The sequence below is a fragment of the Iodidimonas sp. MBR-22 genome (assembly GCF_029946565.1).
GTDB classification, from domain to species: Bacteria; Pseudomonadota; Alphaproteobacteria; order Sphingomonadales; family Rhodothalassiaceae; genus Iodidimonas; species Iodidimonas nitroreducens.
Window position 1 is genome coordinate 210,048 of record NZ_JARKVQ010000002.1, and the last position, 26,944, is coordinate 236,991.

Annotated in this window: 22 protein-coding genes; 10 read left to right on the forward strand and 12 right to left on the reverse strand. The window is 53.6% G+C overall.

Annotation, left to right across the window (positions count from 1 at the left end; all coding sequences use genetic code 11):
- Window positions 1-1,302 precede the first annotated feature (1,302 nt).
- From QK300_RS02790 to QK300_RS02800, 3 genes are read right to left on the reverse strand one after another with little or no spacing between them, the layout of a single operon-like run.
- Entirely contained in the window at window positions 1,303-2,781 is a 1,479-nt protein-coding gene (locus tag QK300_RS02790; protein ID WP_281300079.1) for an oligosaccharide flippase family protein, read from the reverse strand.
- Window positions 2,782-3,819 (reverse strand): sulfotransferase, encoded by a 1,038-nt coding sequence (locus QK300_RS02795; RefSeq protein WP_281300078.1) that lies wholly within the window; start codon window positions 3,817-3,819, stop codon window positions 2,782-2,784. It abuts the gene before it with no gap.
- Window positions 3,820-3,832: 13 nt separating this feature from the next.
- Window positions 3,833-4,522, reverse strand: coding sequence for a C-type lectin domain-containing protein (locus QK300_RS02800; RefSeq protein WP_281300077.1), 690 nt, complete (start codon window positions 4,520-4,522; stop codon window positions 3,833-3,835).
- Between the two features lie 412 nt (window positions 4,523-4,934).
- Between QK300_RS02800 and QK300_RS02805 the strand changes: the two genes are divergently transcribed.
- From QK300_RS02805 to QK300_RS02815, 3 genes are read left to right on the forward strand one after another with little or no spacing between them, the layout of a single operon-like run.
- A complete protein-coding gene (locus QK300_RS02805) occupies window positions 4,935-6,062 on the forward strand; it encodes a DegT/DnrJ/EryC1/StrS family aminotransferase (protein WP_281300076.1) in 1,128 nt (375 codons plus the stop codon).
- Window positions 6,062-7,273: a GNAT family N-acetyltransferase gene (locus tag QK300_RS02810; RefSeq protein WP_281300075.1), complete on the forward strand. Its 1,212-nt coding sequence runs from the start codon at window positions 6,062-6,064 to the stop codon at window positions 7,271-7,273. The genes QK300_RS02805 and QK300_RS02810 overlap by 1 nt, the downstream gene beginning before the upstream one ends.
- A gap of 12 nt (window positions 7,274-7,285) precedes the next feature.
- Entirely contained in the window at window positions 7,286-9,067 is a 1,782-nt protein-coding gene (locus QK300_RS02815; RefSeq protein WP_281300074.1) for an asparagine synthase C-terminal domain-containing protein, read from the forward strand.
- Here QK300_RS02815 and QK300_RS02820 read toward each other — a convergent pair.
- Genes QK300_RS02820 through QK300_RS02830 form a run of 3 tightly spaced genes read right to left on the reverse strand, consistent with a single transcriptional unit; the run spans window position 9,064 to window position 11,034 of the window.
- Window positions 9,064-9,942 (reverse strand): hydrolase 1, exosortase A system-associated, encoded by an 879-nt coding sequence (locus QK300_RS02820; protein ID WP_281300073.1) that lies wholly within the window; start codon window positions 9,940-9,942, stop codon window positions 9,064-9,066. The two genes, QK300_RS02815 and QK300_RS02820, sit on opposite strands and share 4 nt — an antisense overlap.
- The gene (locus QK300_RS02825) at window positions 9,939-10,772 is read right to left on the reverse strand and encodes an alpha/beta hydrolase (protein WP_281300072.1); all 834 of its coding nucleotides are present in this window, start codon (window positions 10,770-10,772) and stop codon (window positions 9,939-9,941) included. Before QK300_RS02825 ends, QK300_RS02820 begins: the two co-directional genes overlap by 4 nt.
- A 10-nt stretch (window positions 10,773-10,782) precedes the next feature.
- Window positions 10,783-11,034: a phosphopantetheine-binding protein gene (locus QK300_RS02830; protein ID WP_281300071.1), complete on the reverse strand. Its 252-nt coding sequence runs from the start codon at window positions 11,032-11,034 to the stop codon at window positions 10,783-10,785.
- Window positions 11,035-11,193: 159 nt separating this feature from the next.
- Here QK300_RS02830 and QK300_RS02835 point away from each other — a divergent pair, with 159 nt between their 5' ends.
- The 3 genes from QK300_RS02835 (at window position 11,194) to QK300_RS02845 (ending at window position 15,242) form a co-directional block, all read left to right on the forward strand.
- Window positions 11,194-12,318, forward strand: a complete 1,125-nt coding sequence (locus QK300_RS02835) for a GNAT family N-acetyltransferase (protein WP_281300070.1) — start codon at window positions 11,194-11,196, stop codon at window positions 12,316-12,318.
- A gap of 78 nt (window positions 12,319-12,396) precedes the next feature.
- A complete protein-coding gene (locus QK300_RS02840) occupies window positions 12,397-14,004 on the forward strand; it encodes an acyl-CoA ligase (AMP-forming), exosortase A system-associated (RefSeq protein WP_281300069.1) in 1,608 nt (535 codons plus the stop codon).
- Complete coding sequence (locus QK300_RS02845) at window positions 14,001-15,242, forward strand: pyridoxal-dependent decarboxylase, exosortase A system-associated (protein WP_281300068.1); 1,242 nt, start codon at window positions 14,001-14,003, stop codon at window positions 15,240-15,242. Before QK300_RS02840 ends, QK300_RS02845 begins: the two co-directional genes overlap by 4 nt.
- A 23-nt stretch (window positions 15,243-15,265) precedes the next feature.
- On the opposite strand, the gene QK300_RS02850 is transcribed toward QK300_RS02845, so the two are convergent.
- From QK300_RS02850 to QK300_RS02860, 3 genes are read right to left on the reverse strand one after another with little or no spacing between them, the layout of a single operon-like run.
- Window positions 15,266-17,605: a right-handed parallel beta-helix repeat-containing protein gene (locus tag QK300_RS02850; protein WP_281300067.1), complete on the reverse strand. Its 2,340-nt coding sequence runs from the start codon at window positions 17,603-17,605 to the stop codon at window positions 15,266-15,268.
- A 2-nt stretch (window positions 17,606-17,607) separates the two neighbouring features.
- Window positions 17,608-19,026, reverse strand: coding sequence for a mannose-1-phosphate guanylyltransferase/mannose-6-phosphate isomerase (locus QK300_RS02855; RefSeq protein WP_281300066.1), 1,419 nt, complete (start codon window positions 19,024-19,026; stop codon window positions 17,608-17,610).
- Window positions 19,027-19,037: 11 nt separating this feature from the next.
- Entirely contained in the window at window positions 19,038-20,237 is a 1,200-nt protein-coding gene (locus tag QK300_RS02860) for a TIGR03087 family PEP-CTERM/XrtA system glycosyltransferase (protein WP_281300065.1), read from the reverse strand.
- A 169-nt stretch (window positions 20,238-20,406) separates the two neighbouring features.
- Between QK300_RS02860 and QK300_RS02865 the strand changes: the two genes are divergently transcribed.
- Entirely contained in the window at window positions 20,407-21,402 is a 996-nt protein-coding gene (locus QK300_RS02865) for a polysaccharide deacetylase family protein (RefSeq protein ID WP_281300064.1), read from the forward strand.
- A gap of 101 nt (window positions 21,403-21,503) precedes the next feature.
- Window positions 21,504-22,346 carry a class I SAM-dependent methyltransferase gene (locus tag QK300_RS02870; protein WP_281300063.1) on the forward strand — a complete coding sequence of 281 codons (843 nt, stop codon included), beginning with the start codon at window positions 21,504-21,506 and terminating at the stop codon, window positions 22,344-22,346.
- 88 nt (window positions 22,347-22,434) lie between these two features.
- Here QK300_RS02870 and QK300_RS02875 read toward each other — a convergent pair whose 3' ends face one another.
- Entirely contained in the window at window positions 22,435-22,806 is a 372-nt protein-coding gene (locus QK300_RS02875; protein WP_281300062.1) for a hypothetical protein, read from the reverse strand.
- Between the two features lie 581 nt (window positions 22,807-23,387).
- Between QK300_RS02875 and phoU the strand changes: the two genes are divergently transcribed.
- Together phoU and phoB are read left to right on the forward strand one after the other, a co-directional pair.
- Window positions 23,388-24,119, forward strand: a complete 732-nt coding sequence (phoU, locus tag QK300_RS02880; RefSeq protein ID WP_281300061.1) for a phosphate signaling complex protein PhoU — start codon at window positions 23,388-23,390, stop codon at window positions 24,117-24,119.
- Window positions 24,116-24,829: a phosphate regulon transcriptional regulator PhoB gene (gene phoB / locus QK300_RS02885; protein ID WP_281300060.1), complete on the forward strand. Its 714-nt coding sequence runs from the start codon at window positions 24,116-24,118 to the stop codon at window positions 24,827-24,829. The genes phoU and phoB overlap by 4 nt, the downstream gene beginning before the upstream one ends.
- Here the strand turns inward: phoB and QK300_RS02890 are convergent.
- Window positions 24,781-26,178 carry an ATP-binding protein gene (locus QK300_RS02890; protein WP_281300059.1) on the reverse strand — a complete coding sequence of 466 codons (1,398 nt, stop codon included), beginning with the start codon at window positions 26,176-26,178 and terminating at the stop codon, window positions 24,781-24,783. The two genes, phoB and QK300_RS02890, sit on opposite strands and share 49 nt — an antisense overlap.
- Window positions 26,175-26,873, reverse strand: a complete 699-nt coding sequence (locus QK300_RS02895; RefSeq protein WP_281300058.1) for an HAD-IA family hydrolase — start codon at window positions 26,871-26,873, stop codon at window positions 26,175-26,177. The genes QK300_RS02890 and QK300_RS02895 overlap by 4 nt, the downstream gene beginning before the upstream one ends.
- Between the last annotated feature and the right edge of the window lie 71 nt (window positions 26,874-26,944).

Here is a 26,944-nt window from a genome sequence, read left to right on the forward strand (position 1 = left end):
TTTTTACGATCCAGAAAACGAGATACAAAATCCCGCAGATGCCCATAAGGATGGAAAGCTGATCAATCATGGTGGCGACGCCCTTTCATCATGAGGTGGTCGTAAAGTTTTGCACGAGGCTTGCCACCTGTCGAGCATTTGACATTTTTAAAATGTTTGATAGAGGATGAGGCGACAAGTTATTTGCCGTTGAATGCATATCTAAGAATTTTTGAGCGCCTAATTATATATTCATGCAAAAATAAACAAATGAATAAAGTAATAGTGAATAATATTCCAAATTTAATAAATGGAGATAAATTGAAATTAATCAATATTATTGCGCCAAAAACAATTATCGAATGATGAAGTAAGTATATGCTATATGATGATTCAGACATATACACCCATAATTTTGAAGGGCGGTTAAAAAATATTTTGAAAAACAATAATGTTGTATATACTAAACACATGACTAAACATATAAATTTTAAATTATCAATTAATAGAAATAGAATTCCTGATTTATCTAATAAGTAAAAACTATCAACATGTAATATCATAAAAAAAATCCATAACATCCACCCTTTATGTATAAATGATCTAAGTAATTCCGGATATGTGTATAAAATATAACCGGCAGCAAAGAATATAAAATAATAAAGTATGTTATAAAAACTTCCTAAGAAATAAATATTATTATATGAAGACGGAAATAAATAAGCTATAATTAAGTTTATAAAAAAAGATAAAAATACAAAACCATTAAATATTATATTTTTAATATAATGATTATAATTGATTTTTATTTTAGAAATTTTAATTTTTTTAAATATATAATATAATATTATTATAAATATATAATAAATAACAATATACAATAAAAACCACAAATGATATATAATACTTCCATTTAATAAGTTGTCAATATTAAATAGATTAATATCTGTAATATTTAAATTATTTGTGTATATAGTTTGTGGTATATTTAAAAATAATAATGTAAATAAAAAAGGTATTAAAATTCTTTTAAATCTTATCTTGGAAAATTTATATATTCCATATTTTTTAATCGTGAGTGCGCAAAAAAATCCAGATATTATAAAAAAAGCAGGCATTCTAAATGTGTGTATTAAATTTGTAACTATATCAAATAAAAAACTTTGACTAATATCAGAAACAATCCAATCACCGTTTATCGAGTAAACATTTGCTGTGTGCAAAATTATACCCATAGACATGAGTATACTTCTAGCGCTATCCATATAGTGTATTCTTTTATTCATTAATGTATAATCACTCCTAATTTAAACCTATTACAGATTAATTATCATTTTTTATTAATTTTTTCTGTAGCGCTTGCAGCATGTTTTTGATTTCATGGCGAAGCGGATGGCGGCACAGCCATAATCCTGAAAGCCAGGCGGCCATGCCAATGCACCCAAAAAGCATCAGATTGAGAAGGCTGGAGCCGGGCGGCGCATAGCCATAAAGCATGACCAGCCCACCCATTACCGATCCCACCCATAAGCTGAGAAGCAGGCTGGGCAAAAGACTACGGAGCACATCCTCGAGCCGCAGATCAAGGATTGCCATCACGTCCCGCGTTGATAGGATCACAAAAACCAGAGCTGGCAGGATCAGAGCTGCAGTGATCGCCAGCAGCCCATAATGGACTGCCGCAACGACCGCAACGATTTGCGATATCTGCATATTGGTTTCGATGAAAAACATTTGCCGCATCCGGCCATAGGAGAGGATCAATTGGCGGCCAATGCTGAAGGGCATGTGCAAAGTGAAGCTGATGGCCAGAATGCCCGCTACCGGGCCCGCTGCGGTCCATTGCGGGCCGAAAAGAAACAACATGAGGGAAGATGAACTGGCGGACATGATCATCATCAGGGGCCACATCAGCCCCGAGGTGATTTGCAGGCGTTCAAGAAAGCGGGATTTGAGATCGATTTTATCGCGACGTTCCTGCGCGAAAAAGGGGGTGAGCACGGCGCTGAGGCTGCCAGCGATCTGTTGATTGACGAGGCGAGTTAAGGCCATCCCACGATCAAAAAGACCGGCGGCATCAAATCCCAAACTGCGACCAATGATCAATTCAGGCGATTGATTGCCGATACTTTCAATAAGATTGGCACCCAAGCCCCATGATCCAAAACCGATAATCTCGCGCGAGCCGCGAAAACGTGGGCGAAAGCTGAGATGGCGCGGCTTGCAAATGAGAATGCCGATGATCAGGCCCAGCTTCATCACCACCGCCCCCAAGGCCAAAGCCATTGGCCCCAAACCATAAAAGGCCAGCGCAACCGATGTGATGGCGCTGGCCGCACCGGAGGCGACATTGATGATCGTAAGAGGACCAAAGCGCCGTTCACGGATGATGAGGGCGATGCCAATGGTGCCAAAGGGATTGAGCAGGAAATTGAGGGATAAAATAGCAATCACATCCACGATAGCGGCATTGCCATAAAAATCGCCAATGGCCCCGCGCCCGAAAAACAGGATGGCAGCAAAAAACCAGTTGATCAGCACGATGATGCCAAAGGCTTTTTGCACTGTTTTCCTGCCCAGATCATCGACTTGGATGAGATAGGGGGTAATGCCAAATTCCGCCATCGCCGTGCTGATGGCAATGGCGGCTGAAGCCACGGCGAAAATGCCCATGTCTTCGGGTGTTAAAAGCCGGGCAATCGCTGCCGCACTCAGCAACTGAATGAAGGCACGCATGAAACGCCCGCCAAAAACAGTGGCCAAAGAGCGCTTGAGGGATGGCCCGGTCGGCGCGCCGCTCATTTAATGACCATGAGCGGTATGCGCTTTCATCATGTCGGCTGGGGCAGATGCTGTGAGGGGCGCATCATCGGTAAAAAAACGCTGGCCAATGGGGGTGGTGCAGCAGATATCGCGAATGGTTTCGATGCTGTTGGCCGAAAATTCTGATTTCCACCGTGCTGCCGCCGCCTGGGGATCGCGCTGCAGCTTATAATGACTGCTGACCTTTTCATCCGTGATGGTGCTATCGATGAAGCGTTCCACCTGATCGGCAGGCGGTAATCCCATATGATCGAGAATGGCGGTGATTTCCCGATGGGGATGGATGGTCATGGCTTCATAATGGATGATTTTGGCCCGCTCATGGCTTTCTAAGGCAGCAAAAGCGGCATCATTGAAAGCGGCCCATTTCCAGGCCAGAATTTCCAGGGCATCCATAGCTTTGAAGCGCTCTTCGCTCAGCCCTTCGCGCTGGCCCAAGGGCGAATGCAGGATAGCGCTATAGGTGAGTTCGTGGCGCTTGCCATATTTGGCGATGCCGCGCAGCATCGATGCCACCTGCCCACAAGGATGGCGCACCAGAAAAATGGCTTTAAGCTTTGGGTCGGCATTCAGGCAAAGCCCTGCGCGCCCCAGCATATTCACGGTTTTGATCAATTGATGGGGCGATGTGCGCGATGATGGCTGGATAATCGGCCCGGCAAAGGCCATGCGGGGGATCAGGCGCTCCATACCCTTAAAGGCATAGATCTGGGCGCGCCTGAGATTGAAATGAAGGATATTTTCGCGCGCTTTGGCAAAAACCGGTCGGGTGCCCGTGGTGCGTACATCCCGGGCATGGCTCCAGTTTTTAAGATCGGCTGTCATTTGGCTCAGGGTGGATGGGGTGATGTCTGGAAACTGATCAACCCCCGGGGCATGGGCGATTTCCGGTTCATGCAGATAATGGATCAGGGGATGGCTATCGAGAATCTTGCCAAGCCATGTGGAACCCGAACGCGGCGCGGCAAAAATCACCGTGCGCTGCCGCTGCGCCGGATTCCCTGGAATTGGGCTCATTTCATAGGGCTCATTATTCGGGGCTTTCGTCCGTGCTGGCCTTGGCCTGATCGGCAGCGGTTTTTGAGGGCGGATATTCCACAAGGAAATAGGCATAGCCCTTCATTTGCCCGGCGGCTTTCCAGCGGCGGGTGTTTTTAGAAATATAAACAGGCATGTAATCCATGGCGTTGACACCACATCGGATATCACCATTGCGATACCATTGCGCATCCCACGGCCCAAAGGCCCCAAAGGGGTGGGTTGATCCATCGCTCCAGGTCAGTTTTCTGAAATTGCACCAATAGCGCAGCCCGATCCAGGTATCGCCATCATATTGGATGGATCCAACATCCCATTGTTCCAATATCCAATCATATAATTCGGGCGAATCGATTACCGCCAAGCGACCGTTCCTGCCGCGAAAGGTCATGCTGCGGGCGGTATTATTGGCGCGTTTCCAAAAAGAAACATTATGCCCATCCAGATTTCTTTGATCCCGCACAAGCTGATAATAATGCCCCGTGAGCGGGCTTTGCACCGGCGTTGCTTCCCAATAATCCTTACCCGCGCGGATCGATGCATCAAGGGATTGCTTCCATTCCTGTGCTTCAACCGGGCGCAGGCCATGGCCGATCAACACAAACAGGCAGGAAAGCGCGATCAGAACGCGATAGGATTTGGGACAGGGCATCAAGATATAAATCGGCATTTTTTGCGACATCTGACATCTCCATGACAGAGGTTTAGCGCAATATACACTGTAAAATCTGCAGATTAAAGCCAAGCCCATGAATTTCCCTTGCCAAGACAGGAAACCGTCTCCCTTTGGCCCTTATTTTCACATTTAATATTAGACAATAAGAGGATAGCGTCTACCCTCATGTCATGAGCAGATGATATAAACCGACTATGGTGAAAACATGATGATGTTTTTCGTCATCCTGTACGAATGAACAAGCGATCAAACTGCCATGAAGGGGATAAACGCCAGAATGCGATCGATGACCGGGGAAGATGGGTATTCACTTGTCGCGCAGGGGCGGTCTATTCCGCGCCCTCAGATCCCTGTGGCACCGGTGCCCAAGCTTGCCCCTTTATTAAGACTTGGCCCTTTATGGGGCGGGCGCGGTGATATGGTCGCATCGCCCTTTGATTTCCCTCATAAACGGGCTGTGAAGGATGGCCGCAGCGCCATTTATCAGGCCCTGCGTCTTGCCGGAATTGGGCCGGGTGATGAGGTTCTGGTGCCCGATTATCATTGTATCGCGATGATCGTGCCGATTCTGGCCCTGGGGGCGCGTCCGGTTTTTTATGCCATCGATGCAGAATTGATGGCCCAGCCCGATGCCATTCGGCCGCAGATCAGCAAGGCGAGCAAGGCGCTTTTGGTGGTCAATTATTTTGGCTTTCCCAATCGTCTTGCAGCCTGTGCCGAATTATGCCGAGCCCATGGCCTGATGATGATCGAAGATTGCGCCCATAGCCTTTATGGCCGCAGCGATGGCCAGTCTTTGGGTAGTTTTGGCGATTATTCCATTTGCAGTATGCGCAAATTTTTGCCGGTTCAGGATGGCGGGCTTTTGGCATCGGCGCACCATCCCATCGATCTGCCCCCAGCCCCAAAAACATCATGGGGGGGGGCTTTGCGGTCTTTTGCATCTTATGCCGCCTCGCCCGCTAATCGGGGGGCTTATGCTGTTTTCGGGCTGGCTTGGGCGGGGGTGAAGCGCCTGATCCCGAATGTTCGCGCGGCCCCTGATGAAGATTTCGCTCATAGCGACCAGCCGCCAATGTCTGCATCATCTGGCTCTGCATCTTCTGATTTGCCCTATGCATTCGATATCCGCTTGGCTGATGATGGTGCTGATTTCGGTGCGGGTTTCTGGTTGCGGCAGGTGGATCGCTGCGCCCTTTATCGGCGGCGGCGGGCGCATTATCAGGCCATCATTGCGGAAATTTCTACTTATGACAGCAAGATCATTCGCCCTTTGAAGCCCCATCTGGATGAAGATATGGTGCCCCATATGGTGCCTTTGCTGGTGGATGATTTATCGCAGCGCTTTCGGGCCATGGAAGATGCTGCCCTGCCGATGCAGCGCTTTGGCCAGTTTTTATGGTCAGGCGAGGGGCAAAAGCCAGGCTTGGCGGCTGATCGACTATCGCGCCATCTGATCCAGATTCCCTGTCATCAGGATCTGACGACCCGGCAGCTCGGCGATTTGCTGGGGCTGTTGCGGCGGCTTTTTGGGGGGCGGTCCTGATGGTCCAGCCTCATGATCCCATATCCGCGCCATCCATAATGGCCGATGATCCGGCAAAACCATTGGTGTTCAGTCTTTTATCCCATGCCGAATTCTGCAAGGCCCCTTGTGCCCATTTATTTGAAACCACGCCCAAATTGGGATTTTACGGCAGCAAAGTCTGGCATGATGTGGTGTTTGATCATGGGCTTTCGGAAGGGGGGGATGTTTCATGGCTGGTCGCCCATGAAGGGAAGCATGATGGCGACCCTGATCAGATGGGGGTGGCGTTGGCGGCGATGCCCTTTCAATTGATACGCGGCGGCCCCCGGCAATGTTTTGCGCGGATTTTGCAATCCCCGGCGTCGTCTTATATGTCGGAATTCAGCCTGCTTGCGCGTGATGGGGCCTTATCGCAGGCGGTGTGCGATGGCATGATCTCAACCCTGAAAAAGATGATCGGGCCGGATATTTATCTGATCGAAAAGCTGCGCGGGGATGAGCCTGCTTTTCAGGGCTTGCGACGGGCTTTTCAAAATGCCGGGCTGGTGATGCGGGAAAAGTTTGTGTTTGCCAATTGGCGGCATCCTATCGGCGGCCTGACTTATGAGGCTTATATGGCCAGCCGCAGCAAGAAGCACCGCAAGAATATCCGCCGCTATACGAAAATGCTGGAAGATCATCCCGCGCAAATGCGCTTTCGGCTGCTGTGTGGCGATGATCCCTTATTGGCTGCGATGTTTCAGGATTATCTCAAGGTCTATGATAAAAGCTGGAAACCCGATGAAGGCAGCCCGGATTTTGTCACGGCTTTGGTGGAAATCGGGGCGGCTTCGGGGGCCTTGCGCCTTGGCTGCCTTTATCTTGATGATCAGCCGGTGGCCACCAAGCTTGCCTTTGTGAAAGATGGCATTCTGGCGCAATATAAAACCGCCTATGATCCCGCCTTTGCCCATTTTGGTTTGGGCACGGTGATCAATCATCTGTTTTTCAGCGAAATTCTCGATGCCGAAAGGATCGAGGAACTGGATTTCGGCAATGGGGATGAGCCACATAAAAGCAAATGGGCCGATGAGCGGATCGAGCGCTGCGGGTTGATTGCTTATGATGATCGCCATCTGGCCGGTTTTTTATCCAATCGCCTGAACTGGCTATCGCAAAAAGCCAAATCCTTGCGGCCGCAATCGGCTGGCCATCGCAAAAATCCCGATCCGCAGACAGCCGATGAATGAAAGGCACAGGCTATGAATGTTTTATCGGGTTCTCATGGTCTTGAGGGGCCTGGGGGTCTTCTAGCGCTTGATCATGATGGGGCGGCTTTTGATCAGGCGTGCGCCGATGATTATAGCGTGGGGCTGGTGGGCCGGGTAATCTGGCCCGATCAAAAGCTTCAGGCCCGCGCCCGCGCCGAGGGAGAGGCCCGGGCCTTTCTTGAAGCCGTGCGGCAATATGGGGCGCAGGTTTTTCGCCATATGGAGGGGGCATTCGCCGCCTTTTTCCATGATCATCGCGAAAACAGCACAACCATCGCCATCGATCATGCCGGGCAATATCGCCTGTTCTGGATGCCCTATCGCGGTGGGTTCGTTTTTTCCACCCGTCTTGCGGTTCTGTCATCTCTGCCGGATTTTGCCGCCAATCTGCGCCCGGAAAGCCTGCATGATTATCTTTTTTTCTATACCACCTTATCGCCCAACAGCCTTTATGCCGGGGTTGAAAAGCTGCTGCCCGGCCATGCCATCCGCTTTCATCAGGGCCGCGCCGAACCCCAGCCATTTTGGCAGATGCTCTATGCCACAAGCCTTGCCGACCCATCGCCCCGGGGTTTAGCGGATCTGGCCCAAAAGCTGTATGATGGGCTTGATGGCGCGGTGGGGCGATCTTTGGAAAGCGCCGGATCCCCCGATGTGGGCAGCTTTCTTAGCGGCGGGCTTGATAGCAGCACCATCACCGGATTGGCGGCGGCGCATCATCCGGGGTTTAAAAGCTTTACCATCCGATTTGATGATCCGCGCTATGATGAAGGGCCTTATGCACGGCTTGCGGCACAGCGTTTTCACACCGATCATCATGAACGCCTGATCCAGCCCCATGAGGTGGTGGGGGTGATGGATCAGATCGCAGCCTACACCGATGAGCCTTATGGCAATACGTCCGCCATTGCCGCCTATTATTGCGCCATTGCGGCCCGGGATGCGGGGGTGAAAGTGCTTTTGGCGGGGGATGGCGGGGATGAAATCTTTGCCGGTAATGAGCGCTATATCGATGTGCGGCGCTATGATGTTTACGGCAGAATCCCCGCCCCTTTGCGGCGGTTTTTGCTTGATCCTTTGCTGGCCTCGCCCCGGCTTGATCCGCTGCCCTTTCTGGGGAAGGCGCATCGCCTGATGAAGCGCTATCATCTGTCTTTGCCCCGGCGGATGTTTGCCGATTATCATCCCTTTCAGAATTTTTCCGCAAGTGATGTGGCGGGCCCGGCGCTTTATGATCATTTCAGCCGCGCCAATCCCCTTAAAAGCCTCGATGCCATCTATGAGGCGGGGCAATCTGGCGATCCGGTGCAAAGAATGATGGCGCTGGATCTGCATCTGACCATCGCCGATAATGATCTGGTGAAGGTGAACAGCATGTGCGCCCTGGCGGGCATCGATGTGCGCTATCCGATGCTGGATCGGCCCTTGATGGAATTGGCGGCCAGCATCCCCATGGATGTGCTTTTGGCGGATGGGCGCTTGCGGGGCTTTTTCAAGCGCAGTTTTGCCGCGCTGTTGCCGACCGAGATCATCGAGAAGAAAAAGCACGGCTTTGGCCTGCCGTTTCAGGTCTGGGTTCTCGATCATCCCGATCTGGCGCACAAGCTCTTGGATACATTGGAAGATCTGCGTCAGCGCGGGCTGTTTACCGATCTTTATATCGATGCTTTGCAACATGCGGTGCGCGGCGGCGGGGCCCGCAATCTTTTGGGCAATGCCTGGGATGCCACCATGCTGGAATTATGGATGAAATCCCATCCCACATCATTTTAAGGCTTCATCCAGCCTTTGATATGGGCCATCAGCTCATTGAGCGCGCCGGGCTCGGAAAAGGTGTGATCGCTTTGGGGCAGGTCAAGGCTGGTCAAACTCGGGCCCTTGATGGCGGATTGCCAAAGCTTCAGGCTTTCCGCCTCTTTTTCAAATTCCCGCGCCACCAGATCATGGCCGCTTTTCACCAGCATGATCCGCCCCCTGAAGGCGGCCAGCGCCGCCACAAGGCGTTCGGGCAGGGGTAAGTCATCTTGGGGTTGATGGCCTGCCGAAGTGCCCATGAGCCCGCGCAGCTTTTTATAGAGAAGGGCGGGAAATTCGCCCAGATTGACCTGCCCCCGGATCAGCCGCGACCAAAATTCTCGATGAAACAGGCGTTTGGCATAATAATGTTTGATCAGCGCGGTTTCATGGCTGCTTTCGGTACGCACCCATGGGTTCATCAGGATCAGGCCGGAAATCCGTGCATCGCGATGGGCATGAAAGGCTGCCGCCGAGGCCCCATCGCACAAGCCGCATAAAATAATGGATTGCAAGGTGGGCTGATGATTGAAAAACCAATCGATGGCCAGATGAATATCGTCATCGAGGGCCTCGAATCCGGGATTTTCGCCTTCGCTATCGCCCATGCCACGACAATCAAAGCGCAAAACCGGCACGCCATGATCGCTTAAATCCCGCGCCAACGTCACAAAAGACCGATGCGCCCCCACCCGATATTGCGGCCCGCCCACCACAATGATCAGCCCGATGGCGGATGGCTCATCGGGGGGGCGGTGGCTGATGGCGATCAGGCGCTGGCCCTTGCACATCAGGATATGGGCGCATTCCCGCATGTGATGTGGGGCCTGTTTTGCGCTTTGCTGCCGGTTCATGGCGATGCCGTCTCAAAAGCGGTGATGATCTGATCCACCAATAGGGGCGCGCCATCGGGTTCGGTCTGCGCCCAAACGGCCTCTTCTTGCACATGGGAAAAATGCAGATTGGGGCCCTGCCAGCTTTCGGGAATACGCGCCAGGCTAAGGCTTTCATCGATGGGTTGCAATCCGGTTTCAATCCAGAAGATCGGCAGATCGGGCGGCGGCGGCAGGGCTTCAAGGGATTGCCCACACAGGCTTTTGGCCAAAGCGGGGGCGAGATCATAGCCCCCCACCCGCACCGGGGTGTTTTGTTCCAAAAGCCGGGATTTGAGGGCGGCCGTGGTTTCCCGTTCGCCCTGAGCCATGGCTTGGGCCACCCTTATGCGCAAAAATCGGGTAAGGAAGGGATCCCCCGCCACAACCGGTTGAACCAGCAGCAGGCCTGCGGGTGTGCAACCCTGCTTTTGCAAGGCGGCAGCGAGCAAAAGCGCCCCGCTGCGGATGCCACACAACCATAAAGGGGTGCCAAGGGCCGCCATATCGCGGATCATCATCCGCAGATCATCAAGCCATATCGACCAATCGGCATCGATGAATCGGCCGGCACTATCGCCGGTGCCATAAAGATCGAAAATCCGGGCGTGAACGCCCTTTTTCGCAAGGGCAGAGGCGAGCCCCCGCATCATCAGGCGGCTGCGGTTCATTTCTTCGGCAAAGGGCGGGATGATCAAAAACCGGGCCCGGGGTGCAAGATCTGCGGGCTGGCAATCAAGGCAGAAAAGCGGCCCCGATGGACCATCGAGGAAAAAAACATCCAAACTATGATCGGGGTTTTTCCGGGCCATCGGGTCTGGATCAGGCGGCCAGCTTGCGATCGACAAAATCGCTCAGGCTGCCGACGGTTTCAAAAACGCTGCCATTGATTTCATCATCTTCAAACAGAATATCGAATTGGTCTTCGATGGCTGCCACAACAGTGACCACCGCCATGGAATCGAATTCCGGGATATCGCCCATCAGCGGGCTTTCGGGGCCCAAAGATTGGCCGCGTTTACCAAGTCCCAATGTGGATGTGAGAATGTCCACGATGGCCTGTGTCGTTCCCATATGCCCGGCTCCGTGATTATGCAAAGGATGATCTGATCGATACAAAGGATGTGGTAGCTTGGCTTTAAGAAATTGTCTAGATAACACTATAGACTGGTGAAACAAGATTGGCTTTGGCCGTCAAACACCAGAACCGAAGTGCGATGAAGGGGGCTTTTGTTGAAATTAAGGGTTTATCGCACATTGAGCGACTTGCCCCAAAGCTATGTGGCGCTGTTTCAAAAGGCGGGCAGGCATTGTGTTTTCCAAAGCCTGTGGTGGTATGAATGTCTGCTGGCCGAAACCACCGATCCCGGCGATCAGATCATCATCTATGGGGTGGAAGAGAGCGACCCCCCCCATCAGGCGCGGGCTATTCTGGTGGCGCGCACTCAAAAAGGCGGATTTTTATCCGGGCTGAAGCCGCGCCGATTGGCGGCCTTTGCCAATTTCTACACGATCAGGGCCGGGCCGGTTCTGGACCCCGCCTTTCCTGATAACAGTGAAGTTCTGCAGGTTTTGGCCGCCGGATTGCTGGCCGAGCGCCCGGCCTGGGATATGATTTCCTTCGATTATCTGGATGGCGAAAGTCAGGCTTTCAAAGACCTTTATGCGGCTTTTGAGGCCCATGGTGCCCGGCTCAGCGCTTTTGCCCGCACCGATGTGTGGTATGAAAAGATCGATGCCCAAGGTTTTGCCCCATATCTGGAAAAGCGCAGCGGCCTCATTCGCAAAACATTGGCCTGGAAAAACCGCAAGCTCGATCGCGATCCCGCCTTTCAACATCGCCTCAACACCGGGCCTGAAGGCTTGGATGAAGCGATTGCCGCTTATGAAAAGGTTTATGCCCAAAGCTGGAAGGAGCCGGAATTTTATCCCGGTTTCATCCCTGCTTTGATCCGCAGGGCAGCCCAGCATCGGGCTTTGTATCTGGGGACTATTTTTTATGGGGATGAGCCTTTGGCCACGCAATTGAGCCTGAAATCTGGGGATATATTGTTTCAATATAAAATGGCCTATGATGACAGCGCCACAAAAGCCCCGGCCTTGCGCAATCTGTCATTGGGGGCGCTGACCATTTTTCGGCTGCTCAATCATGTGCTCGATCATGATGATGGGGTGCGGGCATTTGATTTCGGGATCGGCGATGAAGCCTATAAAGCGGGATGGTGCAGCCAGCGGCGGTCTTTATACGGAATGCGGGTTTATCATGGGGCCAGCCTTTATGGGCGCATCAGCTATCGGGCCATGCGCCTGCGGGGATGGTTGAGCCGCCTGCGACGCCAGATGATGGGCGGATCATAGATCGCTACCCCATGGCCCTTGTTCTATAGGGGCGATCAGATACAATTTTGGTTCAGGTGGAAAAGGGGACAGGGGACAATGAACGTGAACCGATATCTCCATGATCTTGTGCTGAACAAGACCGGCGAGAGCGCATCGGCGACGGCCTTGGGCAGCGGCTCGGCCATGCTTTCCTATGCGGATTTGCAGCATGAAATCAGCCGGATGGCCGCCGGGCTTCATGCCTTGGGCGTGCAGCGCTTTGATCGGGTGGTGGTGTATCTTGATAAGCGGATCGAAACGATCACCGCTTTTTGGGGGATCAGCCGGCTGGGGGGTATTTTCGTGCCCGCCAATCCGGTTTTGAAGCCGCCGCAGATCGAACATATCATCGCCGACAGCACGGCACGGGTCCTGATTTCCAGCCGCAGCCGGATCGCCGCACTTGGCGATGTCCTTGCCCGATCCTCACTTGATTTCGTGATCAGCATCGATGGTTTTGCTGATCATGATGATGGCAATGAGGCGGGAAAGACTGCGCCGCGTTTTTTGGCCCTTGATGATCTGCTGGCGGCGGGCCGGGGCCTGCCTGCGGGGCCTGCCTGCGATCAGGATGTGGCGGCGATTTTTTATACATCGGGCAGCACCGGGCGGCCAAAGGGCGTGGTGTTGTCCCATCGCAATCTGGTGGCGGGGGCTGAGAGCGTGGCCCAATATCTGGGCAATCATCAAGGGGATCGCATCCTGTCGCTTTTGCCCCTGAGCTTTGATGCGGGCTTCAGCCAATTGACCACGGCTTTTCATGCCGGGGCGGCTGTGTATCTGCATAATTATCTGATGGCGCGGGATGTTCCGGCGCTTTGTACCCGTTTTGGCATTACCGGGCTTACCTGTGTGCCGCCCTTATGGATGCAGCTTTTGGCCGCGAACTGGCCGGATGAGGCCTGCTCATCCCTGCGCTATTTCGCCAATACCGGCGGGCGGATGCCCCATGATGTGTTAAAGCAATTGCGCGCCCTGTTTCCTCAAGCCGCTCCCTATCTGATGTATGGGCTGACGGAGGCTTTTCGCTCCACCTATCTCGATCCTTTGGAAGTGGACAGACGCCCCGATTCCATCGGTAAAGCCATCCCCAATGCCGAAATTCTGGTGGTGAAGGGCGATGGCAGCCTTGCCAAACCCGGCGAGGAAGGGGAATTGGTGCATCGGGGGCCTTTGGTGGCTTTGGGCTATTGGAATGACAGCGAGCGCACGGCTCAGCGCTTTCGGCCCGTGCCGGGGCAGCCAGACCAGATCAGGGTGCCGGAACTGGCCGTGTGGTCGGGGGATATGGTGCGTATGGATGAGGAAGGCTATCTTTATTTCATTGGCCGCACGGATGAGATGATCAAAACATCGGGCTATCGTGTCAGCCCTACGGAAGTGGAAGAAGCGCTGTTTGAAAGCGGCCTCGTGCGTGAGGTGGCGGCCTTTGGCATCCCCCATGAGCAATTGGGGCAGGCCATCATTGCCATGATCGTGCCGCGCGATGAGGCTGGTTTCGCGCTCGATGATCTGGTGGCGTTCTGCCGCAGCCTTATGCCCGCCTATATGGTGCCCCAGCGCTTTGAGCTCAATAGCGCATTGCCCCGCTCCCCCAATGGCAAGATTGATCGTAAGGCGCTTCATGCAAGCCTTCTGGAAGCATCCAATCAGGTGACATCATGACCGATGAACTGTTGCACGGTGATCACCCCGCCTTTGCCGATTGGCAATGCCGGGATGGCGAGCTTTTGATCGGTGGCCAGCCGGTTGGCCTGTTGGCGGCGCGGTTGGGGCAAACGCCTTTTTATGCCTATGATCGGGAAAAAATCAGCCGCCGTGTGGCGGATCTGCGGGCGGCTTTACCGCCCTTGGTGCGCCTTCATTATGCGATCAAGGCCAATCCTATGCCCGCTGTGGTGCAGCATTTTGCAGGGCTTGTGGATGGGTTTGATGTGGCGTCCGCCAATGAGCTTGATCTCGCCCTTGATACCCCCATGAAGGCCGATCATATCAGCTTTGCAGGCCCCGCCAAAAGCGATGCCGAACTGGTGCGGGCGATTGCCGGTGGGATCACCATCGAGCTTGAATCCGAACAGGAAATGATCCGCACTGTGAAAGCGGGGGCGCTTTTGGGGATCACCCCACGGGTGGCGGTGCGGGTCAATCCCGATTTCAAATTGCGCGGCTCGGGGATGCATATGGGCGGCGGTGCCAGCCAATTTGGCATTGATGCCGAAGCGGTGCCCGATCTGTTGCGGGCCATGGGCGATCTTGGGCTGTCTTTCCAGGGCTTTCATATTTTTGGCGGATCGCAAAATCTCAATGCCGAGGCCATCGCCGATGCCGAAGATCAGATCGCCGATCTGGCCATTCGATTGGCTGATCATGCGCCCTCAGCGGTGCGGCATCTCAATATCGGGGGCGGGTTCGGTATTCCCTATTTCCCCAAGGATCGCCCCCTTGATCTGACGCTTTTGGGGGCACGCTTGCAAGGCACGGCGGATAAGCTGCAAAAGGCTTTGCCCGATGCCGCCCTTATCGTGGAACTGGGGCGCTATCTGGTGGGGGAAGCCGGGGTTTATGTGTGCAAGGTGATCGATCGCAAAGTTTCGCGCGGGCAGGTGTTTCTGGTCACCGATGGTGGCTTGCATCATCAGCTTTCGGCCACCGGCAATTTTGGTCAGGGGATCAGGCGGAATTATCCTGTGGCGATTGCCAGCCGCTTTGGTGCGCCGGTGGCGGAAACCGCCAGCATTGTGGGGTGCTTATGCACGCCGATTGACCTTTTGGCCGATAAAATTGCGGTGCCCATGGCCGATGTGGGGGATCTGGTGGCGATTTTCCAGTCCGGCGCCTATGGCCGCAGCGCCAGCCCCTCGGCATTCCTCAGCCACCCGGAAGCCCGGGAAGCCCTGATATGATCATGTAATGAAAGGCCGGGCGTTTATTGATCGCGGCATTGGGTGATGGTGCTGTTGGTGATCGTTGTTTTGGGATTGATCCGCCCCCGGATCAATGATCCATAAGCGCAATTGATCTCGCTGTTTTCGATGCTGATCTGATGATCGCCAAATTGCACCCGTTGTTCATAGGCAAAGCCGATCACATCCTTATTGCCATCGCGGGGTTCGGCGATCAATTCGCTGTCGGAAATTCTGATCTCTCCGCCATTGAAGGCATCGATGGCCCGGCTGCCTTCGCCGCCCCGTTCATCGAGAACGGAATTTTTGATGATCAGGGTTTCGGCCCCCGATTTGATCAGATGGCCCTGATGCCGGGCTTTTGAAAAGCGGCTGTTCAGGATGGTGATGGTGCCGCCTTTTGCAGCAAAATAAATGCCATGGGCGCGCCCGCATTTGATCTGGCAATCGCCACCCAGATTTTGAAACAGGCTGTTTTTGACGGTCAGGCTTTGGGCCTTGGGATCGGTGAGAATACCCGATTGGGCATTCTCGAAAGTAACGTCATCAACGCTCAGATGCGCTGTTTGCTGGCGGATACAGGCCCCATTGCCATCATTGACCGCAATATTGCGGCAGGTGAGATGGCTGATTTCGGCATCGGCGTTTAAGATCAGGGCGGCTTTTGATCGGCAGGGGGTATCTTGCAGGATCGAGCCATTGCCATCGAGGATCAGGGGTTTATTGATGATGGCGCATTGGGCATAGATACCTTTGGGCAAGGTAACGGTGCCGCCTTCGGCCAGCAGGGTTTGCAGATTTCCACATTCTTTTCCGGCAATGTAATCCGAACAGCGAAAACCTTCCGGCAGATCGTGGCTGAAAGTATTTTCATCATCCGGGATGCGGGCCAGCCAGATTTCATTTTCATTGCTGATGCCGATCAGCACATCAAGGGCGGGCACGGGAAAAAATTTGTTAAACAGGCTTTTTAAATGTCGGGGGCCAGAGCCGTCACCATAAGTTTTCCAGCTTTTGAGATCGGCGCTTTGATATAGATTTTCCCCGCCTGCCCATAAAATGAAGCGGCCCTTCACATAACGCAGAGCATCATCATCTTCGACGGTGGCTGGCAATGTGCCCATGTGAATGGCATCGCCAATCGCATCTTTGGTGACCGGGATGGCATGAATCTCGTCCTGATTAACCAGAACAACCGAATTTCCCACAAGAATGGCAATGCCATGCTTGCCAAAATTATGTTTCAAGCGGGTGCTTTTTCTGGTGATCGCATCGGTTTTCAGGTCGATTTCGAATAATGCAGGGTCTCGATGGATCGAAAATATAAGCGCGCGGCCATCAATGGGGCTGGCGGCTGAAACATTGAGGCTCAAATCTTTCACCGGCCTGCGGGCGATCCATTCCCGGCGTTCAATATCGAAAATGGCATGCACATAGGCATCCGATGCAGTGCCATAAGCATCACAGCCCCAGGCCGATATCCAAAGGTGAAACAAGCCATCAAGCAAAAGGGGCGAGCCCCATGTGTGGCCTGCGGCCGGGGCCTCGCCTTCTTTGGGGAAATAACATTTCTTGTCCAAAGGGATATCGAAGGCCGCCTTTAAAAAGGCGCCGCCATCATCAAGGGGATCGGGATCATAGAGGCGTTCCCACAAAAGATTTTGCAGATCAAGGGCGTAAACGGCATTTTGATAGCTTGCGGCATGCCCCCCGCCGAAAAAATAGAGCCTGCGACCATCGAAAACCCCGCCATTGAAGGCCCGGATGGCATCGCTTGCCCGTCGATAAAAAGGTTCACCGGGAACCGCATCGGGCCAGGCTATGGATTTAAAGCTGTTGCGGGGTTGAAGCCTGCACCAGAGCTGTTCATCAAACCGGCAGGTTTCTTCGATATAGCGCGCCAATGCGGGCAGATCACGGGCGGGCACCGCAGGCTTTTCCCCACCGGAGAAATCGGGTTTCAGAGAATGCGCCCCGGCGGGAGGTGTTTGGAGCCTATCGGATGAGGCCGCCGGTTCGGGCTCGGGCTCGGGAGCCGGTGCCAAAGCCACAGCCGGCGCGCGGGGCTCAGGTTCTGACGTTTTTGCAAGAGTGTCTGAGGCCGGGTCATCAAAAGCCATCAACCGATCATGAAGGGCGCGGATGCTGGCGGCCCAGCTTGCCTTATCGGTGGTTTTGGCGCTTTGCCACTGGCTACAAAGCTGCGCCATCCGGGTTTTTTGATCCGATGCACCCGCTTGGCATATCTGTGCAATGGGGGCCTGATCGGTCTCTGCCCCTTCTGCTCCGAACACAGGGTGCGCGAGAAAAGAGACAGCCACCAACAGGGCTATTTGAGCGGCTTTCGTAAAGAAATCAGTCATGATCAGGCCCGGCCATAGGTATCATCAAGGCGAACGATATCATCTTCCCCCAGATAGCTTCCCGATTGCACTTCGATCAGATGCAGGGGGATTTTTCCGGGATTTTCCAATCGGTGCACAGAACCCAAAGGAATATAGCAGGATTCATTTTCGCTGAGCAAAAAGCTTTCCTCATCGCGGGTGACAAGGGCGGTGCCCTCCACTACGATCCAGTGTTCGGCGCGGTGATGATGTTTTTGCAGGGATAATTTCTCTCCGGGCTTGACGATGATCCGCTTGCTTTGAAAACGATCCCCGCGATCCGTCGTTTCATAAGATCCCCATGGCCGATAAACGCGCGGATGCATCAGATGTTCTTCGCGCTTTTGGGCTTTGAGCTGGTCTACCACTCTGCCCACCTCCTCGGCCCGGCTTTTATGGGCAATCAGCACGGTATCCTTGGTGGTCACGATGATCAGATCCTCGATCCCCAAAGCCGCGATGAAGGCGCCATCGGCCCGCAGCAGGCAATTGCGGCTGTCGAGGGCGATGATATCCCCCTCCAGCACATTGCCATCCTGATTTTTGGGCAGATGATCCCACAAGGCGCGGAATGATCCCAGGTCGCTCCAGCCCATATCGACCGGAACCACGGCAACATTGGCCGCCTTTTCCATTAAAACCCGGTCGATCGAGCCCTCAGGTCCGCTCATGAAAGCATGGCTGTCGGGGCGCTCGAACGCCAGATCCCTGCGGCTGCCTGCCAGTGCCGCCCTGCAGGCTTTAAGCATATCCGGGGCATGGCGTTCATAAGCCTTGATCAGATGATCGCAGCGAAACAGAAAAATCCCGCTGTTCCAATAAACATTGCCCTGATCCAGATAGCCCTGAGCGGTTTGGGCATCGGGCTTTTCATGGAAATGGGCAACCGCGAAAGCGCCGGGCATCTGATCCAGTGCCGGGCCGCTTTCGATATAGCCATAGCCGGTTTCCGGGTGATCGGCCTTGATCCCGAAAGTGACCAGCTTTCCGCCTGAAGCGGCAGTTGTGGCCCGCTCTAAAGCCGCCATGAAATCGGGCAGGGCGGTGATCACATGATCCGATGGGGCCAGCAGCATCAGCGCCTGATCGTCTTCCTGTTCCAGCCGCAGGGCCGCCATGATCGCAGCCGGAGCCGTGCCCTTGCCGCCCGGTTCTAAAATGATGGCCAGCGGATCAACACCCATCTCCGCCAGTTTTTCGGCAACGATGAAACGATGATCATCATTGGCAATGATCAGCGGCGGGGCAAAGCGCGCGGGATCGCCAAAACGGGCCAAAGTATCCTGGATCATCGCCTGATCGGAATGAATGGGCAGAAATTGTTTGGGATAATGGGCCCGTGATAAAGGCCAAAGGCGTGTTCCCGAGCCGCCAGACAAGACCACCGGCCAGATTTTCATGCTATCCTCCCTCATGATCCCCACCCCAAAATATCTGTTTCATACTGCTTTAGATTGGCATCCCAGCCATAATGTTCGATGACAAAGGCACGGGCCTTTGGCGCGCGCAAATTTTGGCTTTCCAATATCACACGCGATTGCGTGATCATCTCATCGCGATTGCGGGCAATATGGACAGGCGCATCGGGGCAATCCCTGATCCCGGCCATGGCATCGGGGGTGGCGAGGATGGTTTTTTCCATGGCCATGGCTTCCAAAGCCTTGTTCTGGATGCCCCGGGCAATGGTCAGCGGCAGGCAGGCGGCCAGGGCATGCTGCACATAGGGCCTGATATCGGGCACCCCGCCGGTGACCAGCACATTGGGCTGTTCCCCCAGCTTTAAAACCGCATCAGTGGGCGCCATGCCCACAATGGCAAAAAGCAGATCGGGATATGTGTCGCGCAAATGGGGCAGCACCTCATTCACATACCATGTTACCGCCATGATATTGGGCCGATAATCCATCGCCCCCACAAAAACCAGAACCCGATCTTTGGGTTGATAAGGATTGGGATGTTCGATGGCGGGATCGAAATAATCCACATTCACCCCTTGGGTGCGAAAGGTGATCTTTTCGGCGCTTTCCGGGGCCAGGCTTTTGAAAAGACTGGCTTCGGCTTCGGAAATGAACACGGTTTTGTCAAAGGCAGCGGCCATCCGCCGTTCATAAGCCAGCAGCTTATCGGCCTCGCGTCGGTAGATCAGATTGCGGGGCAGGGCGGCATCCCGCGCATAGGACCGGAATTTTTCGGAATCCACATCCTCGGCATTGAAAACGGTTCGGATCGAAGGCGGCACCTTTCCATAAACAAATTGGCCCGTGCAGCCGCTGTACATTAAAATGGCATCGGGCTTGATGCTTTTGATGCTGTGGTCCACCCAATGATCCATGGCTTTATTTTTGTAATAGGCAATCGATAAGGCTTCATTTTTCAGGAGCCCACGGGCCGCCCCCATCAGACCGGCTTTTTTATCCAGCTTTTGGATGCAACTGCTGGCACAAAAATCTTTCAATTTATCGGTATATTGCCAATCATCGGGATGATCGATGAAGGTGCCCAGATGCAGTTCATGCCTGCTGGCGAAATAGCGCATGATGTTGAAGCTGGAAATTTTATCCCCTTTATTGGGGGGATAAGGAATACGGTGGGTCAGATATAATAATTTCATGGCCATATTCTAAAGATTGCAAAGGATGGTTAAGCGGGGCAAACGGGCTGGGAAGCAATAGTTTGGCTGGAGAGCTTGCAGCATTGCGGGAATTTCTCCAAATTCATTATGGAATTTAACCGTCCCAGGGGTTCGGCGCAATGCGTCGATGCTGACAAAGAGGCATTTCATGGCAACAAAAGCGCGCGCGCCGCAGCTTTGTGTGATTATCGATACGGAAGAAGAGTTCGATTGGAATGCGCCTTTTGATCGCCGGGCGCGGGCCGTGACATCAATCCCCGCCCAGCAGCGGGCGCAGGATATTTTCGCCCGCTATGGTCTGGTGCCCAGCTATGTGATCGATCATCCCGTGGCCGATAATCCTGAAGCCGTGGCGGTGCTGAAAGCGTGGCAGGACGAGGGGCAGGCGGTGATCGGCGCGCATTTGCATCCGTGGGTCTCGCCGCCTTTTGACGAGGAGGTGAACCGCCAAAACAGCTATCCCGGTAATTTACCGAAATCCTTGGAATATGAAAAACTGCGCCAGCTGACCGCGCTGATCGAACGGGTTTTTGATAAACGCCCGCGCCTTTATAAAGCTGGCCGCTATGGCATTGGCCCCAATAGCGCGGCGATTCTTGAGGATCTGGGCTATCAGATCGATGCCAGCATCGTGCCCTATACCGATTTCAGCTTTGATCATGGTCCTGATTTTCGCCATGAAACGCCGCATTTGCGGCCTTTTCTGCCCGCCCGCGATATTCTGGAATTGCCGCTTTCCACGGGCTTTTACGGGCTTTTGCGGAAGCGTGGCGCGAGCCTGTTTCCAATGATTGATCGGCCATTGATGCGCTCTGTTCATCTGCCGGGGATTTTTGCCCGTCTGGGCCTTTTGGAACGCATCAGGCTCAGCCCCGAGGGCCAGGGGGCCGATGATCATATCCGCCTCACCAAAGCCATGTGGGATGATGGGTTTGATGTTTTTTCTTATACCTATCACAGCCCATCCCTGGTCCCCGGCCATACGCCTTATGTGCGCAGCCCCGCTGATCTGGATCGGTTTCTCGATCAGATGGACCGCTATTTCGATTTTTTCTTCAATGAATTGGGGGGCAGGGCTGCCACCCCCCTGACACTTTATCAACAATGGCAGGATCGCGGGAAAATTTGGGCGGCGGACCTTTGAACGGGATCGACAAAACAAAATGATCTATGCCATTTTCACAAAGTTTTATGGGATAGCCAGCCTGTGGCGGGCGACCGCTGAGGCCATCATGGGATCGAGCAATGCCAAAGTCGGTTGATCAAACCATAAGCGCCCCCGCAGATGAAAATCTTGGGGATGAAACCGCCAATCGCCCGGAATTTGTCGATTATTATACCCGCGATGATGTGGCTTTGGGGCGACAGGCGCATTTTTCCCGCTTGCGCGATTCCCTATTGGCGATCAGGGCGATGGAAGGGGATGCGGATCGTGCCCTTGATGTGGCCGATATTGGCGGGGGCACAGGGGATTGTTCGGTGGTTTGGGCGGAAAAGGGGCATAAGCCCATCTGTATCGATATCGGGCGCGATCTGATCGAGGCCGGACGGACAAGGGCGAAGGCTTTGGGGCTTGATATCGGCTATGAAGTGGGTTCGGCGACCGCTTTGCCATTGGCCTCTGGCTCGGTGGATATCGCTTTGCTGCCCGAATTGCTTGAACATGTGGAAGATTGGCAGGCATGCCTTGATGAAGCTGCGCGAATCGTGCGCCCCGGCGGGCTGATTCAGCTTTCCACCAATAACAAGATCAATCCTCGCCAGCAGGAATTCAGATTGCCCTTCTATAGCTGGTATCCGGGGCCGATAAAGCGCTATTGCGTGCGCCGGACCCTTGATGATCGCCCGGAATGGGCAAATTATGCCACCTTTCCTGCAGTGAATTGGTTTACCCCGGGGCAATTGATCAAGGCTTTGCGGCGGCGGGGTTTTGATCAAATCTATAGCCGCGCCGATCTGGCGGCGGCCCGTGGCCTTGGGGGCTGGAAAGGATCGGTGCTGGCTGTGTTGAAGGCTGCGCCCATTTTATATTGGCCGATCAGAACCTGTTCGCAATCCACCTTTCTGGTGGCAAAGAAACAGGCGTGACCAAGGGCTTAAGCCGCCTGCGGATGCCAACAATTGAGGAGCCGGGGCTTATGGCTGGGGCGCGGTACGGGCAATAGGTGAGGGGCCATCAATGGCGGGCGGATTTTTCGCTTTCATCCACCAGATCGGCCAGCCTGTTATGGGCTTGATTGGCGAGGGATTCGATTTCGTCCCATTGCTCGGTCAGGGCGGATATTTCGGCTTGAAATTGTTCCATATTCAGCCGTCGGTTTTTGTCGGTGGCCATCACGGCGGCAATGGCGGCGCGTGTGGGGCTGTTCAATCCCACTTCTTTGAGCAGGGTTTTGTGCCCGGATTGCAGGGAACCTTCCAGATCTTTCAATCGGGACGCGATCACCATCAGATAAATCAGGCCCAAAAGCAAAAGGCCGAAAAGAAGAATGAAACCGCCAGCCATCAGATGAACATGGCTGATGTTGAAACCCAGAATCGTGCTCATATCAGATGCCCTAAAGGCAAGAGAAAACCTTGTGAGGCAGTTATCTGCCCAAAAGGGAGCTTATCCGGTTTTGATCGAAATCAAAAGCCAAGAGAAAGGATGGCCGACCATAAAGCAGCGCTAGCGGCCAAGATACAAAGGGCAGAAGCTCCGGCAGAGAGCCGCGAGGAAGCCCGCCGATCATAGCCATTGGCATGAAGGGAAGCCTGCTTGATCCCGGATTGCTTATTTGTCATCGCTATCACACCACCCGTTTTACAGTTCATGTCTCGTCAGAAACTTGGGTTCATCAGAATTCGAGATCACCAGCAATTCATCAAAACGTATGTTCAAGGCACCAGTTCCGATGCATTGTTTCTAAATAATGCCAGTCAGGTCGTTAGCTGACAAGAACAGGATTCTCACAAGTTCGTTTATAAACCGTAAAATTTTAGGTGAATTATTCTGATCCTGGTTTTTCCGGGGTATTTTTTACAGGACCAAGGGAGATTTAAAACCCGCAGCGTCATAGTTTTGTAACGCATTCTTCTTAAATAAGGGAGCCATGAGAGCCGATCCCGGAACAGGGCGGAGGTGAGCGGATGCGTGATATTCATACGAACAAGTCCTATGATGATGAGCTTGATCAGCTCCGCGCCACCTTAAGCGAAATGGCGGGATTGGCCGAAGCCCAGCTTCATAATGCCGTCACCGCTTTGGTGGCCCGGGATCTGATCCTGGCGCAAAAATCCATCGCAGACGATGAGCGGATCGACAGGCTGGAGCATCTGGCAGAAGAAAGGGCGATTGAAATCATCGCCCGCCGCGCGCCTTTGGCTGATGATCTGCGCGAACTGGTGGCAGCCATCAGGCTGTCTGGCGCCTTGGAACGAATTGGTGATTATGCCAAGAATATCGCCAAAAGAACCACGGTTCTGGTGAATGTTCTGCCCATGCGCCAGATTAGCATCATCCCCGAAATGGCAAAGCAGGCCCAGCGCATGATTTCCGATGTGATGGATGCCTATATCCAGCGCGATAGTGCCCTGGCCATCGATGTGTGGGCGCGCGACGAGCGAATTGATCTTTTATATGATAGCCTGTTTCGCGAATTGCTGACCTATATGATGGAAAAGCCAGAATTGATCACGGCATGCACCCATCTTATTTTCATTGCCAAAAATATCGAGCGTGTGGGCGATCAGGCAACGAATATCGCCGAAGTCGCTTATTATATGATCGAGGGTCGATCAATGAAAGATAATCGGGTGAAGCGGGATGAAACCGCTTTTGCCGATCCGTCAGACAACACAGAATCGGATAATGGATCATGAAACCGCGTATTCTTCTGGTCGAAGACGATATCAATCTCACCGAATTGGTGCGCTATAATCTGGAACGCGAAGGTTTTGAAATCGCTTTGTCTGCGGATGGCGAAGAAGGCCTGATGATGGCGATGGAGCAGCCGCCGGACCTGATCCTGCTCGATTGGATGCTGCCTAATCTTTCGGGGATTGAGATTTGCCGCCGATTGCGCCGCAATGGCGATACCGCCAATATTCCGATCATCATGCTCACTGCCCGCACCGAAGAAGGGGATCGCGTGCGCGGGCTTGAGATCGGTGCCGATGATTATATCACCAAGCCTTTCAGCCCGCGTGAACTGATTGCCCGCATCAATGCTGTTTTGCGCCGGGTGCGCCCGGGCTTGTCGGGCAAGATCCTCACCCATGCAGGCATTTCCCTTGATAGCACTACCCACAAAGTTGTGCGGGATGGCACGCAAATCCATCTTGGCCCCACGGAATTCAGGATGCTGCGCCATTTCCTTGAAAATCCGGGACGGGTTTTCTCGCGCGAGCAGCTTCTTGATGCCGTGTGGGGGCATGATGTTTATGTGGAATTGCGCACCGTAGATGTGCATATCCGTCGCCTGCGCAAAGCCCTTAATATCAATGAAAGTGCCGATATCATCCGCACCGTGCGGTCGGCTGGCTATTCTTTGGATCCTGAAAGCAGCATGGCGGGATCAGCTTCGGCCTGAGAATGAGGATGAGGATGAGAATGAGGATGAGGGCCACCTTCATCCGCAATGGCCAAAGGCAGGGTAACGGTGACGCTGGTGCCCACGCCTAAGGTGCTTTCAATATGCAGATGGCCCCGATGGCGGGTGACGATATGCTTTACGATGGCGAGCCCTAAGCCGGTGCCGCCAAGCTTGCGCGAGCGGGCAGCATCCACCCGATAAAAACGTTCGGTCAGCCGGGGGATATGTTCGGGGGCAATGCCTGCCCCCTGATCGTTGATGGAGATAGCAAGACCGGCTTTGCCGCCTTCGGGCATCCGCTCCACCCTCTGGGCATGAAGGGTGATGTCGGTTCCTTCATAGGCATATTTCATGGCATTCGAGACGAGATTTTGCAGCATCTGATGGATCTGGTCGCGATCGCCGCGCACCGGTGGCAAGGGGGCATTGGCCTTGATCAACAAGCGCATGGATCGTTTCGTGGCGCCGGGTTCGAGGCTATCCACCACATTTTTCAGGATCGGCAGGCAATCGGCGCTGGTTTGCGGCTGCACATGCTTATCCAATTCGATCCGCGATAAAGACAACAGATCATCGATCAGGCGAACCATTCTTTGGGATTCTTCGTGCATGATCCCCAGAAAACGCTCCTGAGCCGCCAGATCATCCTTTGCCGGGCCGCGCATGGTTTCGATAAAGCCGATCAGCGATGACAGGGGCGTGCGCAACTCATGGCTGGCATTGGCCACGAAGTCGGCGCGCATCCGTTCAGCGGCTTTCATCTGGGTGGTATCATGCATCGAGATGACCACATAATAGTCAGGCTCGGCTTCATCATGGATCAGATTGGATTGGGGGGGGCGGCTATTTTCCACCCGCGAAACACTGACTGTGAAATTGCGTTCCACCGGGGTTGTTAAGGTCACGTCAAGACGGATCGTTGCCGCCCCTTTCATGACTTTTGCCAAAGCATCGAGAATATCGGGATGGCGCATATGGAGGCTGATTTCACGGCCGATCAATCGCTCGCCAAACAGGGATCGGGCGGGGCGATTGGCATCGAGCACCTTGCGGCCGGGATCGATCAATAAAAGCGGCGCATCGATCCCTTCGGCGATTTTGGCCCGCAAAGGCGCCAGATTGCGCCGGGGCGCCCGGGCCAGCTTGACCGTATCGCTCAAGCGGCGAACCAATTGGCGATGGCTGCGCTCGATCCCATATAAAAGCCCGATCATCGTAAGACCGATGATGAGCGCCGCAATACCGGTGATCTGCCCCAGCAGATAAAGGAATAAAAGCCCCGATGAAATCGCAAGCTGGGCGGGCAGGATCAGCGGGCTTTGCTCGGTCAGTCTGTCATTTTTCATCGGTGGTTCTCTTTTACAATCAAGCCGGGCAAGGCTCCCAGATCAGAAATGATGAGATCCGCCCCAAGACTTTCAACCGGTTCGGGACTATAGCCAAAAGAAACGAGGATGACATCCATATGGCTCGCCCGTGCGGCTTTGGCATCGGTGATGCTGTCGCCGATCATCACGGCAGCCCCTCGCCCGGGCAGGCTTTGGCGCACATGATCAAGATGCATGGGATGGGGTTTGGCAAAGGGCAGGGCATCGCCGCCGGTGATAGAGGTAAAATAAGATCGCATCGATAAAGCATCGAGAAGGGACAGGGCCAGATCCTGCGGTTTGTTGGTACACAGACCCAAAGCAAAGCCCCGCTCTTTTAACAGGCGCAAAACATCATGGGCACCGGCATAAGGCTGGCTGTGGCGGGCGATATTGGCCCGATAATGGCGGATGAACAGATCGAGCGGTTGGTTGATCATAAATCCATCAGGGATGCCGCCGGTCGCTTTCAGGCCCTGCTCGATCAAAGCGCGGGCCCCCAAACCCACCATAGAGCGAACATCGGCCAAGGGGAGGCTGGGGCGATCTAAAGTTGCGAGCACATGGTTCATGGCGGCACACAGATCAGGGGCGCTATCAACCAGCGTTCCATCAAGATCAAAAATAATCTTATCCACCCGAAAGGATGTTTTAGGCATAAAAACTGTACTCATCTTAATATTTGCATTTTGTTTACACTGGTCTGTTATCAGATGTTTCATTCTTGCATGATTGTTACCAGAGA

What these genes read in the sequence shown, in the direction of transcription:
- QK300_RS02790 (WP_281300079.1), bottom strand. Translation starts at nt 2,781, where the DNA reads ATGAGCGGCGCGCCGACCGGGCCATCCCTCAAGCGCTCTTTGGCCACT.
- QK300_RS02795 (WP_281300078.1), bottom strand. Translation starts at nt 3,819, where the DNA reads ATGAGCCCAATTCCAGGGAATCCGGCGCAGCGGCAGCGCACGGTGATT.
- QK300_RS02800 (WP_281300077.1), bottom strand. Translation starts at nt 4,522, where the DNA reads ATGTCGCAAAAAATGCCGATTTATATCTTGATGCCCTGTCCCAAATCC.
- QK300_RS02805 (WP_281300076.1), top strand. Translation starts at nt 4,935, where the DNA reads ATGGTCGCATCGCCCTTTGATTTCCCTCATAAACGGGCTGTGAAGGAT.
- QK300_RS02810 (WP_281300075.1), top strand. Translation starts at nt 6,062, where the DNA reads ATGGTCCAGCCTCATGATCCCATATCCGCGCCATCCATAATGGCCGAT.
- QK300_RS02815 (WP_281300074.1), top strand. Translation starts at nt 7,286, where the DNA reads ATGAATGTTTTATCGGGTTCTCATGGTCTTGAGGGGCCTGGGGGTCTT.
- QK300_RS02820 (WP_281300073.1), bottom strand. Translation starts at nt 9,942, where the DNA reads ATGAACCGGCAGCAAAGCGCAAAACAGGCCCCACATCACATGCGGGAA.
- QK300_RS02825 (WP_281300072.1), bottom strand. Translation starts at nt 10,772, where the DNA reads ATGGCCCGGAAAAACCCCGATCATAGTTTGGATGTTTTTTTCCTCGAT.
- QK300_RS02830 (WP_281300071.1), bottom strand. Translation starts at nt 11,034, where the DNA reads ATGGGAACGACACAGGCCATCGTGGACATTCTCACATCCACATTGGGA.
- QK300_RS02840 (WP_281300069.1), top strand. Translation starts at nt 12,397, where the DNA reads ATGAACGTGAACCGATATCTCCATGATCTTGTGCTGAACAAGACCGGC.
- QK300_RS02845 (WP_281300068.1), top strand. Translation starts at nt 14,001, where the DNA reads ATGACCGATGAACTGTTGCACGGTGATCACCCCGCCTTTGCCGATTGG.
- QK300_RS02850 (WP_281300067.1), bottom strand. Translation starts at nt 17,605, where the DNA reads ATGACTGATTTCTTTACGAAAGCCGCTCAAATAGCCCTGTTGGTGGCT.
- QK300_RS02855 (WP_281300066.1), bottom strand. Translation starts at nt 19,026, where the DNA reads ATGAAAATCTGGCCGGTGGTCTTGTCTGGCGGCTCGGGAACACGCCTT.
- QK300_RS02860 (WP_281300065.1), bottom strand. Translation starts at nt 20,237, where the DNA reads ATGAAATTATTATATCTGACCCACCGTATTCCTTATCCCCCCAATAAA.
- QK300_RS02865 (WP_281300064.1), top strand. Translation starts at nt 20,407, where the DNA reads ATGGCAACAAAAGCGCGCGCGCCGCAGCTTTGTGTGATTATCGATACG.
- QK300_RS02870 (WP_281300063.1), top strand. Translation starts at nt 21,504, where the DNA reads ATGCCAAAGTCGGTTGATCAAACCATAAGCGCCCCCGCAGATGAAAAT.
- QK300_RS02875 (WP_281300062.1), bottom strand. Translation starts at nt 22,806, where the DNA reads ATGAGCACGATTCTGGGTTTCAACATCAGCCATGTTCATCTGATGGCT.
- phoU (WP_281300061.1), top strand. Translation starts at nt 23,388, where the DNA reads ATGCGTGATATTCATACGAACAAGTCCTATGATGATGAGCTTGATCAG.
- phoB (WP_281300060.1), top strand. Translation starts at nt 24,116, where the DNA reads ATGAAACCGCGTATTCTTCTGGTCGAAGACGATATCAATCTCACCGAA.
- QK300_RS02890 (WP_281300059.1), bottom strand. Translation starts at nt 26,178, where the DNA reads ATGAAAAATGACAGACTGACCGAGCAAAGCCCGCTGATCCTGCCCGCC.
- QK300_RS02895 (WP_281300058.1), bottom strand. Translation starts at nt 26,873, where the DNA reads ATGAGTACAGTTTTTATGCCTAAAACATCCTTTCGGGTGGATAAGATT.